The 16,438-nt window shown below is 47.7% G+C and carries 16 protein-coding genes and 2 other annotated features; of the genes, 11 read left to right on the top strand and 5 right to left on the bottom strand.

Translation table 11 applies throughout. From position 1 onward, the window contains the following. Positions 1-2: 2 nt before the first annotated feature. Positions 3-1,181 carry a Ger(x)C family spore germination protein gene (locus AC58PQ_RS11895; protein WP_497242142.1) on the bottom strand — a complete coding sequence of 393 codons (1,179 nt, stop codon included), beginning with the start codon at positions 1,179-1,181 and terminating at the stop codon, positions 3-5. Continuing rightward, entirely contained in the window at positions 1,168-2,820 is a 1,653-nt protein-coding gene (locus AC58PQ_RS11890; RefSeq protein ID WP_497242207.1) for a spore germination protein, read from the bottom strand. The genes AC58PQ_RS11895 and AC58PQ_RS11890 overlap by 14 nt, the downstream gene beginning before the upstream one ends. 222 nt (positions 2,821-3,042) lie before the next feature. Here AC58PQ_RS11890 and cls point away from each other — a divergent pair, with 222 nt between their 5' ends. After that, a complete protein-coding gene (gene cls / locus AC58PQ_RS11885) occupies positions 3,043-4,464 on the top strand; it encodes a cardiolipin synthase (protein ID WP_497242206.1) in 1,422 nt (473 codons plus the stop codon). 20 nt (positions 4,465-4,484) lie between these two features. Here the strand turns inward: cls and ligD are convergent, their stop codons facing one another. Continuing rightward, positions 4,485-5,381, bottom strand: a complete 897-nt coding sequence (gene ligD / locus AC58PQ_RS11880) for a non-homologous end-joining DNA ligase (RefSeq protein ID WP_497242141.1) — start codon at positions 5,379-5,381, stop codon at positions 4,485-4,487. Positions 5,382-5,532: 151 nt separating this feature from the next. Between ligD and AC58PQ_RS11875 the strand changes: the two genes are divergently transcribed. The 3 genes from AC58PQ_RS11875 (at position 5,533) to AC58PQ_RS11865 (ending at position 8,655) form a co-directional block, all read left to right on the top strand. Then, complete coding sequence (locus AC58PQ_RS11875; RefSeq protein WP_497242140.1) at positions 5,533-7,218, top strand: hypothetical protein; 1,686 nt, start codon at positions 5,533-5,535, stop codon at positions 7,216-7,218. 143 nt (positions 7,219-7,361) lie between these two features. Further along, on the top strand, positions 7,362-7,928 hold the full coding sequence (locus tag AC58PQ_RS11870; RefSeq protein ID WP_497242139.1) for an RNA polymerase sigma factor: 567 nt from the start codon (positions 7,362-7,364) through the stop codon (positions 7,926-7,928). A gap of 4 nt (positions 7,929-7,932) precedes the next feature. Continuing rightward, positions 7,933-8,655, top strand: coding sequence for an anti-sigma factor (locus tag AC58PQ_RS11865; protein ID WP_497242138.1), 723 nt, complete (start codon positions 7,933-7,935; stop codon positions 8,653-8,655). A gap of 17 nt (positions 8,656-8,672) precedes the next feature. On the opposite strand, the gene AC58PQ_RS11860 is transcribed toward AC58PQ_RS11865, so the two are convergent. Continuing rightward, on the bottom strand, positions 8,673-9,965 hold the full coding sequence (locus tag AC58PQ_RS11860) for an arsenic transporter (RefSeq protein ID WP_497242137.1): 1,293 nt from the start codon (positions 9,963-9,965) through the stop codon (positions 8,673-8,675). A gap of 185 nt (positions 9,966-10,150) precedes the next feature. Here AC58PQ_RS11860 and AC58PQ_RS11855 point away from each other — a divergent pair, with 185 nt between their 5' ends. Then, the gene (locus AC58PQ_RS11855; RefSeq protein ID WP_497242136.1) at positions 10,151-11,095 is read left to right on the top strand and encodes an ATP-dependent DNA ligase; all 945 of its coding nucleotides are present in this window, start codon (positions 10,151-10,153) and stop codon (positions 11,093-11,095) included. Positions 11,096-11,228: 133 nt separating this feature from the next. Here the strand turns inward: AC58PQ_RS11855 and ku are convergent, their stop codons facing one another. Beyond that, positions 11,229-12,110: a non-homologous end joining protein Ku gene (gene ku, locus AC58PQ_RS11850; protein WP_497242135.1), complete on the bottom strand. Its 882-nt coding sequence runs from the start codon at positions 12,108-12,110 to the stop codon at positions 11,229-11,231. A gap of 158 nt (positions 12,111-12,268) precedes the next feature. Here ku and AC58PQ_RS11845 point away from each other — a divergent pair, with 158 nt between their 5' ends. The 6 genes from AC58PQ_RS11845 (at position 12,269) to tsaD (ending at position 15,727) form a co-directional block, all read left to right on the top strand. Beyond that, positions 12,269-12,454: a hypothetical protein gene (locus AC58PQ_RS11845; protein ID WP_497242134.1), complete on the top strand. Its 186-nt coding sequence runs from the start codon at positions 12,269-12,271 to the stop codon at positions 12,452-12,454. Then, entirely contained in the window at positions 12,451-12,633 is a 183-nt protein-coding gene (locus AC58PQ_RS11840) for a small, acid-soluble spore protein, H family (protein ID WP_497242133.1), read from the top strand. The genes AC58PQ_RS11845 and AC58PQ_RS11840 overlap by 4 nt, the downstream gene beginning before the upstream one ends. A gap of 180 nt (positions 12,634-12,813) precedes the next feature. Next, positions 12,814-13,320: a tRNA (adenosine(37)-N6)-threonylcarbamoyltransferase complex ATPase subunit type 1 TsaE gene (gene tsaE, locus AC58PQ_RS11835; RefSeq protein WP_497242132.1), complete on the top strand. Its 507-nt coding sequence runs from the start codon at positions 12,814-12,816 to the stop codon at positions 13,318-13,320. Beyond that, positions 13,301-14,110 carry a tRNA (adenosine(37)-N6)-threonylcarbamoyltransferase complex dimerization subunit type 1 TsaB gene (gene tsaB / locus AC58PQ_RS11830; protein ID WP_497242131.1) on the top strand — a complete coding sequence of 270 codons (810 nt, stop codon included), beginning with the start codon at positions 13,301-13,303 and terminating at the stop codon, positions 14,108-14,110. Before tsaE ends, tsaB begins: the two co-directional genes overlap by 20 nt. Positions 14,111-14,112: 2 nt before the next feature. Continuing rightward, positions 14,113-14,616 carry a ribosomal protein S18-alanine N-acetyltransferase gene (rimI, locus tag AC58PQ_RS11825; RefSeq protein ID WP_497242130.1) on the top strand — a complete coding sequence of 168 codons (504 nt, stop codon included), beginning with the start codon at positions 14,113-14,115 and terminating at the stop codon, positions 14,614-14,616. Positions 14,617-14,680: 64 nt separating this feature from the next. Beyond that, entirely contained in the window at positions 14,681-15,727 is a 1,047-nt protein-coding gene (tsaD, locus tag AC58PQ_RS11820) for a tRNA (adenosine(37)-N6)-threonylcarbamoyltransferase complex transferase subunit TsaD (RefSeq protein WP_497242205.1), read from the top strand. Positions 15,728-15,856: 129 nt separating this feature from the next. Next, positions 15,857-16,108: a binding site (T-box leader), on the top strand. A 61-nt stretch (positions 16,109-16,169) separates the two neighbouring features. Beyond that, positions 16,170-16,433 (top strand) — a binding site (T-box leader). Positions 16,434-16,438 lie beyond the last annotated feature (5 nt).

The raw sequence follows: 16,438 nt of genomic DNA, 5'->3' as shown, positions 1-16,438 counted from the left end.
GCCTAAACCCCTTCTTCGGTTACGTTACGGTTAATCACACCTGTATCGGGAATGGTAGCATTCACGTGGATATTGAACTCAGCTTCTTTAAAATAATGCTCCCAATCCTGCTCGAATTGCGCTTTCCATCTCTGAGGATGGGTGCGCCAAACCATTAAACCGAGTTGAGCTGAATCGGTGCCTTCCTTTTTCATTTGTTTAATCGCAGCAATCATGGATTCTTTAATTTGCTCCGCGAATTTGTTCTCGACTTTACGCAGAATGGCAGCTTGGTACAAGTCATCATTGGATAGATCTTCTCGCACAGAGCCACGGGCCTCCACCGTAATATCGAAAATAACTTTGTTTTCCTGCAGCTTGGGGGTAATGGCCGTCGTGCCGCCTAAAACAACAATGGAAATGTTTTTCCCTTCTTCTACGGGGAAGGTGAGTTGTTGCGATTTCACTTGATTTCGAAGCCACATGAGTCCGTTTGCTTCTTGCTTCTTATAAATGCCCACCATGCGATTTCCTTTGAATTGGGCATAGCCAATTAACTGGACTTCATGAGAGGTTTCTTTGGTCCCTTTCGACTCGCGGGGCTCCAAATAACTCATGATCGGATCGCTATGAAAGCTCAGTGACATACCGACATCTTTCATCGATGTGGGCATCGCTTGTCGTGACTTGGCCAGCTCACGAAACACCTCTGCTGGAAAGCGTTCGAATTTCGGTTCTGCATTGAGCAGGTCATAGCCCTTACCTTTGGTGGCAATCAGGAAGGTCGTCATCCGATTCTCGGACGAACGCGGGATGACATCGAACAGGGATTCGATGCCAGCTGCAGCGAGCTTCTCGCCAATGACGATCGTTCTTCGGTGGGCGAGGAAGATGCGCCTTGCCATACGTAATTGAAGCTTGCTGATCGCATCCCGAAAGGTGGTTCCAATCTCAGAATCAATGTAATAGCTTTTGCCTCCCGCTGTGCCTCCGCCACCTCCGCTTGCGCCACCCATAGATCCAGGTAAAGGGAACATGTAGGCAACGCGGTATCTGCCATCATCCTCCAAATCGACCGATGACGTAAGGACAAAAGCGATATCATTCGTTTCCGTACGGTCCCAGCACCCTGTTAGGAGTGTCGTGGAAAGCAGTAAAGCTGCCACTAACCCTGGCCTAAGCGACTTTTTAGGATGAACCATTGGATTGCTCCTCCTTGCTGGCTTTGTGTACGTGATCGATGTTACTGCCGTCTAGGCCACCTTGTTTCTTGATTTGCTTAGGCAGATCACTACCCTGACTTACGTTATCCTGAACAGCCATAAATTCGGGACGCTTCTGCATTTGCCATAGTGGCGCACGGATGAGGACATCCTTCATATCGCCAGCAGATAAGGGACCAAAAGGTGATAAGTAAGGAACTCCGAAGGAGCGAAGATTCGCCATATGTCCGATTAGGATCATTAAAGAGAACAAAATACCGTAGAAACCAAAAATGGCTGCGGCAATTAAGATCGGAAAGCGCAACATCCGAATGGCAATCGCGCCGTTAAATCGCGGGATGGTGAAGGAGGCAATTCCCGTAATCGAAACGACAATAACCATCGGTGCCGAAACGATACCCGCTTGAACGGCTGCTTGTCCAACGACGAGCGCACCCAAGATGGAAACGGCGGACCCGACAGCCTTGGGGAGTCGAATGCCGGCCTCTCGCAAGGCTTCGAAGGTAATTTCCATGATGAAAGCTTCAACGACGGAGGGAAATGGAATGGCCTCTCGGGAAGCAGCGACGCTTAGCATCAAGGCTGTAGGTAGTAGTTCTTGGTGGTACGTCGTTATAGCGACATAAAGAGCAGGTGTTGTTAACGATAGAAACATGAAAATATATCGCAGAAGACGTAAAAACGAACTGATTTGGAAACGCTCATAATAGTCTTCGCTCGTTTGCATGATCTGAATGAATACGAAAGGGGCGATGAGGACAAAGGGTGTCCCGTCCGTGAGAATCGCAACTCGTCCCTGAAGGAGTGCGGAAGCCACCACATCTGGGCGCTCCGTATATTGCAGTTGTGGAAATGGCGAATAAGCGTCGTCCTGAATCAGTTCTTCAATCATGCCTGATTCCAGAATGGCATCGATTTTGATTTGCTCTATTCGTTTGACGATTTCTTCAACCAAGGAAGGCATTGCTAGGTCTTCCATATAGCAAACGACAAGATTGGTGTTGCTTTCTTTGCCAACACTCATGGATTTCATCTTGAGTCGAGGCGTCTTTAGCTTGCGGCGAATCATGGAGGTGTTCGTACGGATACTCTCTACGAAGCCCTCCTTAGGTCCACGCACGACTGTTTCGGTCTCAGGTTCACCAACGGAACGTTTCTCCGTACCACGGATGCCGAGCAGAATAGCTTTCGCGTTCCCCTCAACAAGCAGGGCAGCATCACCCCCTAAGACAGAAGTTAGCAAATCGCCGTAGTTATCGGAAATTTGCGTCTGTGACACGGGCAGAATGACATTGGCGATGCGCTCAATCGAGGTTTCACCGCCTCCGATCAGCATGAGTGATTTCATCGTATCGTTCAGGAGCTGTGTATTGGTTAATCCATCTACGAAAAACAGCAGTGCTGGGATATGTGGGTCAATCTCGAATTCTCTGACAACAACATCGGAGCATTCATGGAACAGGTCTTTGATGAATGTATGATTCACTTCTAGTAGCAGTGAAAGCTTAGTCTCCTTAAGATCTTCGATAAAAGGGATATCGAGGGCTTGTTCCAATTCTGCAGGAGGATTGCCTTCACTTGATTGTGTAGTTGTACGTTTTTGCAGGATGCTTTTCATTAAATATTTAGGTGTTTTGGCCAAGCGAGAGGCACCTCCTGCCGCGATCGAGTTGAAGTAAATAAGAATGCGTAGATTATGTTCTGCGAAACAGAAGGATTTTATTACGAAAGTTGGAAAATTTTAATTGCACTGGTCTCGATGGAAATAAAAGGTATAGCACGGATGGCATTGGCAAAAACTATTTCAGCATGAAGATGCGTGGGATAGGAGATGGTGTTTCTGTTATGGATAGTTCTGTTATTGTTGATATTCATTTTTCAAGCAGCTACGATTCTAATTTGCGAATATAAACGGCCTGCTAAGTCCGTAGCTTGGCTGAGTATTCTTTTTATTTTTCCGATTATTGGATTTGTTATGTATTATTTCGTTGCGAGGGAATATGTAAGACGGAAGAAGGTTCATGGTCATAGCTGCGAATGGGAAGAGCGGCGACAACATCTAAGCCCTCAAGCCATTTCGGTGTCAAAAAAGGGCGAAGAGGGCTTCTTGTCAGAAGAACCGCGGCTGCGCGGTTGGCTGTATCATGTGCCAGAAGCACCGATTACCGCGCTCAACCGGGTTGAGGTACTCTCGAATGCCGATGTCACGTATGAGGCCATGCTTACGGAAATAGGGAAAGCCAGAGACCATATTCACTTCGAGTTTTATACGATTCGCGATGATGAGATCGGCAGGGAATTTCAAGAAGCTTTGCTGCAGAAAGCGAAGGAAGGTGTAACCGTTAGGGTCATTTATGATGGCGTGGGGAGTCACTCTCTTTCTAGAGCCTACATTGACAAAATGAAGCATGCGGGCATTGCTGTACACCCCTTCTTAAAGCCGTTGATTGCTTTCTTTGATAAACGACTGAATTATCGGAACCACCGTAAAATTGTGGTCGTTGATGGCTTGGTTGGTTTTGTAGGGGGCATTAATATCGGCAATGAATACGTCGGTGGGGATCCTAAGCTGGGCTTTTGGCGAGATACACACTTGATGCTGAATGGAGACGCGGTTTACGATCTACAGAGCACCTTTCTGACAGACTGGTTTTTCGTTAGCGGGGAAAGCTTGGAGGGAAGAAGTTATTATCCAGCTCATATGGAAGAACAGCCTTCGTTCGTTCAAGTCATTTCGAGCGGTCCTGACGCCAGATGGGATGCGATTCAGGAGATGTATTTTGCGGGATTGATCGCGGCGAAGAAGCGGATTTGGATCACGACGCCATATTTCATTCCCGATCCGAGCATCATCATGGCGCTCAAATCAGCAGCGATCAGCGGCGTTGATGTGCGTGTCATCCTTCCATACAAGGCAGATTCGCGCATCGTACAATACGCTTCAAGGTCTTATCTGAAGGAGTTATTACAGGTAGGTGTTCGATTCTACTTATATCGGAAAGGGTTCATTCATGCCAAAATGATTATCGTAGATGAAATTATGGCGACAGTAGGTACAGCGAACGTGGATATGCGCAGCTTTTTCAGTAATTTCGAGTTGAATGCTGTGATGTTTGATCACAAGGTTATTGCCCGCTTGGAGAGCGATTTCGAGATGGATCTGAAGGAATGCACGGAAGTTAAGCTAAACGAATTTGAACAGAGGTCACGGAATGAAAAAAGGAAAGAGAAGATTGCGCGATTGTTGTCACCCTTATTTTAAATGAATTAAGAGTAGTTCCATTAAGGGCTACTCTTTATATTCGACAAAATAGCATCTAAATTTTGAGGTGAAACACGGTCGATCAGATCCCCGTAGGTTCGTAGTCGATTCATAATCGTCAACTGATTAAACTCACGAGGGCTCGGGCGAAGCTCAACCTCTTTCCAGAGTAAGGGCGTCGAAACAGTGGCGTCCTTTTTGGCGCGCGGCGTATAGGGGGCCGAAAGTGTTTTACCATACCAGTGTTGCAGATAGTCGATATAAATCTTATCGCCACGATTCTTCTTGAAGCGCTCAATCGTAAACAGCTTCGGATGCATCTTAACCGCATACGCAGCGATAAAATGTCCAATCCTTCGGAGTTCCTCGAATGTATAACCAGGCTGAATGGGGATGTAGATTTGTACTCCGGTTGCTCCTGAGGTTTTGGGGACCGACTGAATGCGCAGTGAATCCAGCACCTCACCGATAATAAGAGCAGCCTCCATGATGCGAGGTTCCTCCTCCAAAGTAGGATCAATATCAATCAGCCATTCTGCTGGCAGTGACTCTCCGATGTAATGGAAGGAAGGATGAAACTCCAAGCAGGTCAGGTTCCCAAGCCACATTAACGTAGATAGGGAATCCAAATTCACATAGTTAATGCCATCAAGCGGGGCTAGCTTAACGAAGCTAGGCACGGGATCGGGAGCATTTTTCTGATAAAAGGACTTGTCATCATACCCATGCGGAAATCGAATCGTCGTTAAATGGCGATTACGGCAGTAACGTAGGAGGTAGGGCGAGAGCTCACTTAATTTCGTGAGATAATCCGCTTTCGTGATACCTAAATCGGGCCATAGCGGCTTATTCGGATTCGTGATCGTCAACTCGTTGCCTTCAACGAGAAGCGTTGCTTTCTCCGCTTTGAACGCCATTAGAATCGCTCCTTCTGAGCTTTTGTCGTATGTTCAATTATTGCCTAGGCGCACACTTCTCAAACTGGGATAAAAAAGCTTTCATTCCATTCAAACCACTAATAGCTTGCCTACGTTTCCTTACTTAGAAACAAGAAGGAGGCATTGTAGTATGGTCAATTATGTGAAGAAAATAGGGTTATCCTCATTGGTGTTGCTAGGCATTGTAACAGGAGTGACAGCCATATCAGCCATGGCGGCTGAACCCCTGAAGGTCCAAAGCGAAACAGACGTTGCTGGTAATTTAGGTATTCTGCAAGGTGAAGGCAATGGACTGACTGCGGAGTACTTGAACAAATCAACGACTAGGCTGCAAGCTGCCGTGATGTCCCTCCGATTGAAAGGACTAGAAGCCGAGGCGCTGGCTTATCAAGGAACATCTAGCTTCAAAGATGTAGGCGGTATATCGACAGACAATCAGGCTATTCTCGGCTACTTGAGTGCGCATCCTGAGCTTGGCTGGCAAGGTACAGATGACCATAGCTTCAATCCGCTCGGAAACGTGACTGCACAGCAGTTTTATAAAGTGCTTTTGGAATCGTTGGGCTATAAGCAAGGCATGGATTTCGAATATGCCAATGTGTTCGATTTCGCAGCTAAGCATGGTTTATCCAAGTTAACGACGGTAAAAGACTTCAAAAACTTACATATTGCATCTGGAACGCTTGAGGCGTTAAAGGAACCGATGAAAGAGACGACGGTAACCTTAGCTGCTGATTTGGCAGGCAAAGGGAAGCTAGATAAGTCGAAGTTAGATGAGCTTGCTAAGCCAGCATTGAAACTAGTACAAAGCGATACGCTTGGCAGTTATCTCACTGACGATAAAGGAATGACGCTGTACTATTTCTCGAAGGATGTTGTAGATGTGAACGCATGTGTGGGAGCGTGTTTAACCAATTGGCCTATTTTTAATTCGAATAACTTTACGGTCCCGGCTGAGTTCAATGCTGCTGACTTCAGTGTCTTCACACGTAAGGACGGTAAAGATCAGCTCACGTATAAAGGCTGGCCGCTATACTCCTTTATCAAGGATGTAAAGCCAGGAGATACCACGGGCGATAACGTTAGCAAAGTGTGGTTTGTTATCAAGCCGTCGAACGGCAACGTGGCCTTGGGTACAAAAACGGATCTAGGCAATTATTTGACAGATGGAGCCGGAATGGCGCTTTACTACTTTGACAAGGATACGAAAGGCGTTAGTAACTGCACAGGCAAATGCTTGGAGAAGTGGCCTGTATTCTATGCCCCTGCGATTTCTGCGCCGACAGGCATGAACGCCAATGACTTCGGTACACTGGTTCGTTCAGATGGCCGTATGCAATCCACGTTTAAAGGCTTCCCGCTGTATTACTGGGTGGATGACAAGAAAATGGGCGACACCTTGGGTCAAGATGTTGGTCATGTCTGGTACGTGATTGATCCAGCGAAATTCGTGGGAACCAAAGCTCCGAACACAGCGGTGAAAACAAGTAAGTCCGATGCGTTGGGCACTTATCTGGTGGATGCAAATGGCATGGCACTCTATATGTTTACTAAGGACAAAGCAGATCCTAATTCCTGTGTGGGTTCTTGCTTAGTGAACTGGCCTATTTTCTACGATGCGAATCTGACCGTATCCTCCGATCTTGGGGCAAGCGACTTTGGCGTATTGACACGGAACGACGGTACATTGCAAAGTACTTATAAAGGTTGGCCGCTGTACTACTGGATTAAGGATCATCAACCTGGTGATACAACTGGACAAAATGTAGGAAAAGTTTGGTTTGTTATCGATCCTTCTCAAATGACTGCAAGATAACAATTGAAGTAAGGTGCTCCAACATGCTGGCAGGTTCAGATGTGTTGGAGTGCTTTTTTCTTCCAAACTATTGCCAAGACTTCCAGCTGAAGCTATGGTAGAGGGATAATAAAAGTCATTTCGACTCGGGGTGTACCTGAACAATGCGAAATCGAACAGATGGAGAACTCATGAAGCTGGTCATGGGTAAACACCATTCAGCCTTAGAGGAGCTATATGATAGATATGCGAAGCTTGTGTACTCCTTTGCATTGAAATCCACCAAGGAAGAATTAGCGGCTAGAGAAATTGTCCAGCTAGTATTTACACGGTTATGGACGACGGAGAAGGGTTATGATGCGAGCAAGGGAGCATTCGTCAATTGGATCATCACCATAACTCGGAATATGACGATCGACGTTCTTCGGAAGAAGCGGCGAACCGACCAAGATATCCATTTTGAGCCCAAGGAATGGGAACGATCATTCGTTTCCAAGGATCAGGATCCAGAAACAGTGATGTCTCGCAAATGGATCGGGGAGCAAATTCAGGAGGCTTATGTCCATTTATCTGAAAGTCAGATTGAATTAATCAATAAGATGTATTGGCAGGGCTATTCGTTGAGTGAAATTGCAACCCAGACCAATGAACCCATAGGTACGATCAAGAGCCGACTGCATCAAGGCTTAAAATTACTTCGCAAGCATCTGACATCACTGAGGGAGGGATGACGTTATGGAAGAACGAGAGACTGTAGATTGCAGTTATCTGGTCAATTATTTGACAGGCGATTGCACAGAGTGGGAACGCGCTGCTTTCGAACGGCATCTGCGAACCTGTGTCACCTGCCGCGAAGAGTTAAGCGAGTTACAGGAAGTATGGGAGTCGTTGCCTTTTGACATGGAAGAAGTTGAAGTGCCTGCTGATTTGAAGGGGCAGGTCATGCAATCCTTACAACCGAATCGTATAGAACCCGCTGAGCGTAAGAAGAAGCGTTCTTTCATGTGGATATATGGCACTTCCGCCGCGATTGTCCTAGGCTTCGTTGTAGGCATTTGGTGGAATAATCAGCAGCAAGCTGTAAGCCCGATAGCGGGGGCGGCATTAAATCAACCTGCAGAAATCGTGCATACGTTTCAGTTGAAATCCTTTGATACCACCATGCCTGCAGCTTCAGGTACGGCGTATGTGCTGCAGAATGGCGATAGCCATAACGTAGTTATCAATTTGCAAGGGCTCAAGGAAACGCAGGGGGACTGGACCTATCAGGTGTGGTACAACAAGAGCGGGAAACGATATAATTGCGGGACACTGCGTGTGGATGAGAAAGGCACAGGTGTGCTCACCTATGCCATCCCAGTGAAAGTAAAGGATGCGCAAATCGACTCATTTGGGGTAACTTTAGAGCCAGATCCGAATGGAACAACGCCGCGCGGGAAGAAGATATTAGGCACTTAACATGAGATGTCTAGCAATCAAGAAACCACCTGCAACCACAGATACAAACCAATTAGCGTGATGAGCAGCGTAGGAATTGTCAGGATAACGCCTGCTTTCATATAACCGCCCCACGTGATTTTTACACCTTTTTTGGCTAGCACATGGAGCCAGATCAGGGTTGCTAGTGATCCGATAGGCGTCATTTTCGGTCCGAGATCGGTACCAATTATATTTGCATAAATAAGGGCCTCTCTCAGAGTGCCCTCTGTTTGTGTTCCCTGAATCGCTAATGCATCAATCAGCACAGTTGGCAAATTATTCATGATCGAGGACAGAATTGCCGCAAGGAAACCCATGCCAAGTGTGGCTGTCAGCAAGCCTTTGCCAGATATAAATTCGATGAGATCCCCGAGAGCATCGGTTAGACCGACATTTTTGAGCCCATAGACAACTACATACATACCTATCGAGAAAATAACGACAGCCCACGGAGCTTCTTTCAAAATCTTCTTCGTATCTATCACGGGGCTCGAACGGGCGATAAGAACGAAGGCCAGTGCGGCAGTTCCAACGAGTAGCGAAACGGGAACTCGGATAAAACCACTGCAGATATAGGTGATTAACAAAATGCCAAGAATCCACCACGAGAGTCGAAACAGACCCAGATCCTTAATCGCTTCCGATGGACGTCTCAACTCAGCCATATCATAGCTTTTAGGAATTTGTTTACGATAGTAAAGGTAGAGGACGAGCAAGCTCGCTCCTAACGAGAACAAGCTCGTCACGAACATTCGGCTTGCATAGGTGACAAAATCTATCTTGAAAAAATCGGCCGATAATATATTCACCAAATTGCTGATGATAAATGGAAGTGACGTTGTATCTGCGATAAACCCGCTTGCCATAATGAACGGGAGAACAGCAGCATCCGGTAATTTCATTGCTCTGACCATGGCCAGCACGATAGGCGTCAGGATCAGAGCTGCACCGTCATTGGCAAAAAAGGCTGAAACCGCCGCGCCAAGCAGGATGACGTAGACAAACATGAGCTTTCCGTTGCCTTTGGCTAGGCGTGCCATGTGAAGAGCGGACCATTCGAAAAATCCAATCCCGTCTAAAATAATCGAAATCAAGATAATGCCCACAAAAGCGAGTGTCGCGTTCCACACGATGCCTGTTACTGTAGCCACATCCTGCAGCGTAACGACTTGGAAAGCGAGGGCAAGTAAAGCTCCGGCTGATGCAGACCAACCAATACTTAAGCCTTTCGGCTGCCAAATGACAAAGGTAATCGTAAGTAAAAAGATGATAATTGCTAAATAAATCATGCGATCCTCCTAGCAGACAACAAATGAATGACGTTGTTAATATCTCAAATTTATGCACGTCTGTATAGATAAAAATTATAGGAGTGGTTGGACTAGCCGAAAGTTTGCAGCCATTTCAGAATGGCAAGACTAGAAACATCCAAACAAAGAGTGAATCAACCGTATGGATGAGGGAGGCAGGGCGAATGGAGCTTAAGCCGGTATTTCCTTTTGAACCGATCTCAACGGAAACAATTCCAACCGCTGCCGATTGGATTGCACAAATTAAATGGGATGGCGTACGTATGCTAACTTACTACGATGGACGGGAGGTGCGATTGTGGAATCGCCGCTGCCATGAGCGGACGGAGCAGTATCCTGAGTTATTGGATATTCAGTCCTACTGCAAGGCTTCTTCTGTTATTTTGGATGGAGAGATCATTGCATTTGATGATACAAAGCCTACCTTTCATGAAATTATGAAGCGGGAATCGCTGCGAAAAAAGTTGAGCATAGATCGAGCGGTCACGCAGACGCCCGTTACTTATATGATTTTCGATATCTTGATGTGTAATGGGAAATGGTTGCTAGATGAACCTTTGTCAGTCAGACAGAAAGTTCTTCAAGACGTGATTATACCGCTGCCTCATTTTCAATTGACACCGAATATACCTGATGCTCATCAACTCTATGAGGTCATGAAAGCACATGGGATGGAAGGGATTGTGTGTAAGGATCTGCAAAGCACCTATGCGTTAGGCGGGAAAGACCGGCGTTGGGTGAAAAAGAAGATTTTCCATGACATTCATACGGTCATTGGGGGAGTGACCTTGCGTGCAGGTATAGTCAATGCAATTCTAGTAGGGCTATTCGATCGGGAGGGCCGATTTGTTTACATCGGTCACGCGGGGACAGGCAAATTAACGCGCGAGGAATGGCGCCAATTAACCAAGCTCGTCGAGCCGATGGCGAGGAAGGAGAAGCCTTTTGCCAATGAGCCGGAACGGAGCAAAGATGCGATATGGATCGAGCCGAAGCTAACGGTGAAAATCCAATACATGGCGTGGACTCCTGGCGGTGTGATGCGGCACCCGAGCATTCAGGCGTTCACGCAGGTGGAGTTGGCGGCGTGTACGTTTGATCAGATTTAGGTGAGTAGGGGTGGCGGGGACGTGAGAAATCCTCGGACTATCTCACTCTCCAGTGAGAGAACTACATCGGCCCAAACAAACAACAAAACCCCCATCTTGGAAGCCGAGATAGGGGTATTTCAATTCATAACTATCAAGTAACGGGCTCTTTTGCTTTTCTCGCTCGAGGCTTCGCTGCGGGCTTCTTCTCCGCCGTTTTCTCCACCGTTACCGAGGCATCCTCGCCAAGCGTCACTTTGCCATCGGATGGTTTGGTCGCGTTTAAGCTGGCTTGAAGCGCTGCCATAAGGTCGATGACGCTTGTCTTTTGCAGCTCAGGTGCGCTCTGGATTTCTTCGCCTGCCACTTTATGCTCAATGGCATCAAGTAACCGAGCGCGATACTCGTCTTTATACTTTTCTGGTTCAAAAGGAGTGGAGAGTTGATTGATCAGCATCTTCGCCATCTCCATCTCACGTTCATTTACGGTAACCTTCTCGGGAAGGTTCGGTACTTGCGAAATCGGACGAATTTCATCCGGATAAAATATCGTTTCCATCGCTAGGCAATTTTCGATGACGCGAATAGCGGCTAGCGAGCTTTTGGAGCGGATCGACACCTTAGCGATACCGATTTTGCCTGTTTGGCGCATGGAATCGAGCAACAGCATGTAGGCACCGGCACCCGTATCGCCAGGACCGAGGTAGTATGTCTTTTGAAAGTAAACCGGGTCTATGTCTGTTAAATTTACGAAGTCTAAAATCTTAATTTCCTTGTTCGCTTCTCCGGAGATTTCCTCCAACTCGTCCTTTTCAAAAAGAACAAAGCGCCCTGGCTCATACTCGTATCCCTTCGTAATCTCCTCCCACTCTACTTCCTTTTCGCAAGTCTGGCATTTCCGAACATAGGATAGCGGGGTAATACAAGTTTTGTGAATATAGCGCATGGAGATATCTTTATCCTCAGTGGCTGAAAACATTTTAACGGGAACATGAACAAGTCCGAAGCTAATGGCGCCTTTCCACACGGTATGCATCGATGTAATTCCTCCCCCAACATACGTAATTGTACTAGTATTCTCTTGATATTCTCCCTTTATACGGCAGTCAATTAAGAGAATGGTTCGGGGCGCGATTGGAGATGTTAAAGATGCAAGATGATAACCCAAATAGCGAACCTAAGGAGGGATTACGGATGGCATCAGAGTCGAATTTGTCGCAAGATACGAGCAATGAGGATAGGGATGATTGTTTCATGGACATTGATCGTATGATTAATGAGGGGCTTGGAGGCGGAAACGTCACCATGCAAAATGGGTTGATTGAACACTCAACCACGGATACGATGGATGCTCCGGAATCCGTACTGGATGAACCATGAATGTTCACCGTGCTCAAGAAATTTTAGCTGCAGATGAGAAAATTGACGTTGATCTGAATGGGATGGCTGTCTGGATTGACAGTGTAGACTCTGGTAAAGGTCTCGTTAAAGTGCATGCGGAAGGAAATCCCGCAGATGCTCGGGTCGTACCAGCTAAGGAACTTGAAGAGGTACACTAAGGTCCGCTTGGGCAAAAAAAAAGCCTTCTCCGATTCGCTGAAACGGGGAGGGCTTTTTGTGCTGTTAGCATTAAACGGCCGTATCTTTCTTTGTTAGCATTAATTTAATACAGTGACAGGTTGCTGTCACCTGCTGGCGAGGACTATAATAGAAGCAGCACGCGCACGCGGAAGAAAGGGATGAGATCATTGACTCAATCCACATTTAGGTTTCAATCTCAGCACGAAGCAGATACAGATAAATTGGGAACATTATTGTCGACGTATCTACAGCCCGGCACGGTCTTAACATTAGACGGTGATCTAGGTGCGGGAAAAACAAGATTCTCCCAAGGTTTCGCCAGAGCGATGGGGATATCGGAGCACGTAAATTCGCCTACATTTACCATTATCAAAGAATACGAGGGAGCTGGACTCCCTTTCTACCATATGGATATGTACCGCATTTCGCAAGAGGAAGCAGATGAGTTGGGATTAGAGGATTACTTCTATGGGGCAGGCGTTACGCTGATCGAATGGTCGAGCTTAATTGAGGATCTGCTGCCACCTGACAGACTCAGTATTACGATCACCCAAGAGGTTGATCAGACCCGCGTATTTCACCTGACTCCGCACGGTTCGCCGTATGAGCGCTGGTGTGTACAGATGAAGGAGAACGGATATCTACATGACGGAACGGATAACTAACATGGGTCGATGCTTAGCCATCGATACCTCAACATCGGCAATGACAGTTGCTATTTTGGAAAATGGAAAATTACTCGGAGAGGTTAGCTCCCATGCGGAACGGAATCATTCTCTCGGATTGCTTCCACACATTCAAGATTTACTCTCTAGCCTTGGAATGAAGCCGAGAGATCTACGTTCGGTTGCTGCCGGCCAAGGGCCAGGCTCGTATACAGGCGTGCGAATTGCCGTTTCTGTAGCCAAAACATTTGCTTGGTCGCTTGGACTAGACATGATCGGTGTGTCCAGTTTAGCGGCTATGGCTCTTGGTGGTTCCGTGCAGAACGACTATTTGGGAAGCGGATTAACGTGGGTCGTACCTCTTATGGATGGAAGGCGTAAACAGGCTTTTACAGCTGTGTATGCCTACGAAGGGAGAACTGCGGTTACAGCCGAACGAGAACCAGATGCTAGTTGGCGTGAGGTGTTGCCCGACGGTATTCGGGTTATCGGGGCATGGACGGAGCAAATTCTGACTTTGGCAAGATCAGCAGCGCCTGAGAATATCTTGTTCGTTGGTGAAACGGCAGGCTTTGCGGCCGAGCTGGAGCAGTTTACCAAGGATTTTGCTGGCAGGGTGAGTGTTGTTCCTTATGGCATTGAAGCGGAGTATATTGGATTACTCGCTTATCCGAGATTAGCGAATGGCGAGAAAGCTGACGTTCATACGTTCGTGCCGAATTACACAAGGCTTCCGGAAGCGGAAGCTAATCTGCTAGCGGGCCTGCAGACAAAGAAAGGGGAGCATTGATCATGGAACAGAGACAGCCGCATGCCATAGAGAATTCGTTGGTATTCCGCTCGATGACCATGGAAGACATTCCTTTTATTTGTGAGATCGAGCAGGAAGCGTTCACGACTCCTTGGACAAGAGGGGCGTTTGAGAATGAGCTGACGAACAACCAGTTTGCGCATTATATGATTATGGATATCGATGGGGAAGTTGCTGGATATGGCGGCATGTGGCTCATCATGGAAGAAGCACATGTCACGAACATTGCTGTCAAACATACGTATCGTGGTCGCAAGCTCGGAGAGAGGCTGCTGCGTGAGTTGATGAAAACATCAGCTTTCTTAGGTGCAATTCGTATCACGCTTGAAGTGAGAGCTTCGAATTATGTGGCGCAAAATTTATACGAAAAGCTAGGCTTCCGCTCCGTTGGTATGCGAAGAGGCTATTATACAGATAATCGCGAGGACGCTGTCGTTATGTGGGCAGATCTGCCCAATCGTAGAAAGGATAGTCTCAGTGACTGAGGCTTTCAAATAGGTGAACATTGTGAGTAATGAACAGAAGATGCATCAGGATAGACAAGAAGAAATGGTGGACAACGGTCAAAAGAAAACTGCGGCAACGAAGCCAATCTATATACTCGCCATTGAAACGAGCTGCGATGAGACTTCCGTGGCGATTGTTGAAGATGGGAAAATCATTCGTTCTAACGTAATTTCTAGCCAGATTGAAACACACCAACGCTATGGCGGTGTTGTGCCTGAAGTGGCCTCCCGGAAGCATGTGGAGTCGATCACATGGATGCTGGAGGAAGCCGTCACAGAAGCGGGGGTCTCGCTCCATGAGCTCTCCGCCATTGCCGTAACCGAAGGCCCCGGACTAATCGGGGCCCTGCTAGTCGGCGTCGTCGCGGGCAAAGCGCTCGCTTGCGCCCTAGACCTCCCGCTCATTGGTGTGCACCATATTGCGGGACATATTTACGCCAACCAGCTCGTGCACGAGTTGGTTTATCCTTCGATTTCGCTCGTCGTGTCCGGTGGACACACCGAGCTCATTCTGCTCGAAGGCCCCGGCCAGTTCCGTATCATCGGGCGCACGCGCGATGATGCAGCCGGCGAGGCCTACGATAAAATTGCCCGGGCAATGGGATTGCCGTACCCGGGCGGACCGCACGTGGATCGGCTTGCACAGGAAGCCGATTCCGAAATCAAAATGCCTCGCTCCTGGCTCGAGGCAGATTCCTACGACTTCAGCTTTAGCGGATTGAAATCCGCGGTGCTGAACGTCGTCAACCAAAGCAAAATGCGCGGCGAAACCGTTCAGGTCGCGCAGATTGCGAAGGGCTTCCAAGCATCCGTCATCGACGTGCTTGTGGAGAAAGCGAGCCGCGCCGTGAAGGAATACGGCGCGAAGCAGCTCTTGCTCGCGGGCGGAGTCGCCGCGAATAAAGGGCTTCGCAGCAGGCTCGCCGAGCGCTGCGAGCAGCTTGATGTGCCGCTGCTGGTGCCGCCGCACCGGCTCTGCACGGACAATGCGGCGATGATTGGCGCCGCCGCTTTTCTCAAGTGGGACAAGCAGGAGTTCGACACCATGGAGCTGAAAGCCGAGCCACAGCTCAAGCTGGAAGAGTGGTAGTTGTTAGTAGTTGTTACACACTCTTGGCACTGGAATCGGTTGTTAATTACCAGTGAACGAATAAAATAAATTTTCTGACAACGGTATTGACTTTGAAAAAAGTGCATATTATAATCACAATCAATACTTTCAAACGCAACGAACGGGAATAGTAAGGCATGATCAGTTTCGCTCAGAGAGCTGTGCGCTTGGTGAAAGCACAGACGAAACGTCACCTGAACTCGCCCGGGAGCGGTAGGACTGATAAGGATGCCAAGGATCCAGCACCCAAGTAGGTCTTGACGGTTGACCCCCGTGATCAGGTACATGAGTGGTTTCGAGTGTAACAGCTCGGATCAATTAGAGTGGTACCGCGGAAGGTTCAAGCCTGTCGTCTCTTTTATAGAGATGGCAGGCTTTTTTGGTTGTTCTGAAACTGATTTAATCGAGGAAAACACATATAAATAACGCAATGAACAAGAGTAGTAAGGGCTCTTTTCTCTGGTACAGAAAGCTGCGGGTTGATGCGACGCAGACCGAGAACCCCCTGAACTCGCTTGGAAGCGGTCTTCCTGATCGGCTGTAGATTAGCTGTTAGGGATGAACGGATGACCTCCGTGATCGGGTGATGTAGCGAGCAGCAGCTTGCTGGCTATATCTGAGGTGGGCTCCTTGACGGAGTCAACAAGAGTGGTACCGCGCTGGGTGAAGACCCGTCGTCTCTTATGTGGA

It is taken from the genome of Paenibacillus sp. J22P143, from assembly GCF_059692035.1.
Note: the sequence above shows the minus strand (reverse complement) of the source record. Positions and strands in the feature narration are given on the sequence as shown.

Bases quoted from the DNA above. Each gene is read 5' to 3' on its own strand.
- AC58PQ_RS11895 (WP_497242142.1), bottom strand. From the start codon at position 1,181: ATGGTTCATCCTAAAAAGTCGCTTAGGCCAGGGTTAGTGGCAGCTTTA.
- AC58PQ_RS11890 (WP_497242207.1), bottom strand. From the start codon at position 2,820: ATGAAAAGCATCCTGCAAAAACGTACAACTACACAATCAAGTGAAGGC.
- ligD (WP_497242141.1), bottom strand. From the start codon at position 5,381: ATGGCGTTCAAAGCGGAGAAAGCAACGCTTCTCGTTGAAGGCAACGAG.
- AC58PQ_RS11875 (WP_497242140.1), top strand. From the start codon at position 5,533: ATGGTCAATTATGTGAAGAAAATAGGGTTATCCTCATTGGTGTTGCTA.
- AC58PQ_RS11870 (WP_497242139.1), top strand. From the start codon at position 7,362: ATGCGAAATCGAACAGATGGAGAACTCATGAAGCTGGTCATGGGTAAA.
- AC58PQ_RS11865 (WP_497242138.1), top strand. From the start codon at position 7,933: ATGGAAGAACGAGAGACTGTAGATTGCAGTTATCTGGTCAATTATTTG.
- AC58PQ_RS11860 (WP_497242137.1), bottom strand. From the start codon at position 9,965: ATGATTTATTTAGCAATTATCATCTTTTTACTTACGATTACCTTTGTC.
- AC58PQ_RS11855 (WP_497242136.1), top strand. From the start codon at position 10,151: ATGGAGCTTAAGCCGGTATTTCCTTTTGAACCGATCTCAACGGAAACA.
- ku (WP_497242135.1), bottom strand. From the start codon at position 12,110: ATGCATACCGTGTGGAAAGGCGCCATTAGCTTCGGACTTGTTCATGTT.
- AC58PQ_RS11845 (WP_497242134.1), top strand. From the start codon at position 12,269: ATGGCATCAGAGTCGAATTTGTCGCAAGATACGAGCAATGAGGATAGG.
- AC58PQ_RS11840 (WP_497242133.1), top strand. From the start codon at position 12,451: ATGAATGTTCACCGTGCTCAAGAAATTTTAGCTGCAGATGAGAAAATT.
- tsaE (WP_497242132.1), top strand. From the start codon at position 12,814: ATGAGATCATTGACTCAATCCACATTTAGGTTTCAATCTCAGCACGAA.
- tsaB (WP_497242131.1), top strand. From the start codon at position 13,301: ATGACGGAACGGATAACTAACATGGGTCGATGCTTAGCCATCGATACC.
- rimI (WP_497242130.1), top strand. From the start codon at position 14,113: ATGGAACAGAGACAGCCGCATGCCATAGAGAATTCGTTGGTATTCCGC.
- tsaD (WP_497242205.1), top strand. From the start codon at position 14,681: ATGGTGGACAACGGTCAAAAGAAAACTGCGGCAACGAAGCCAATCTAT.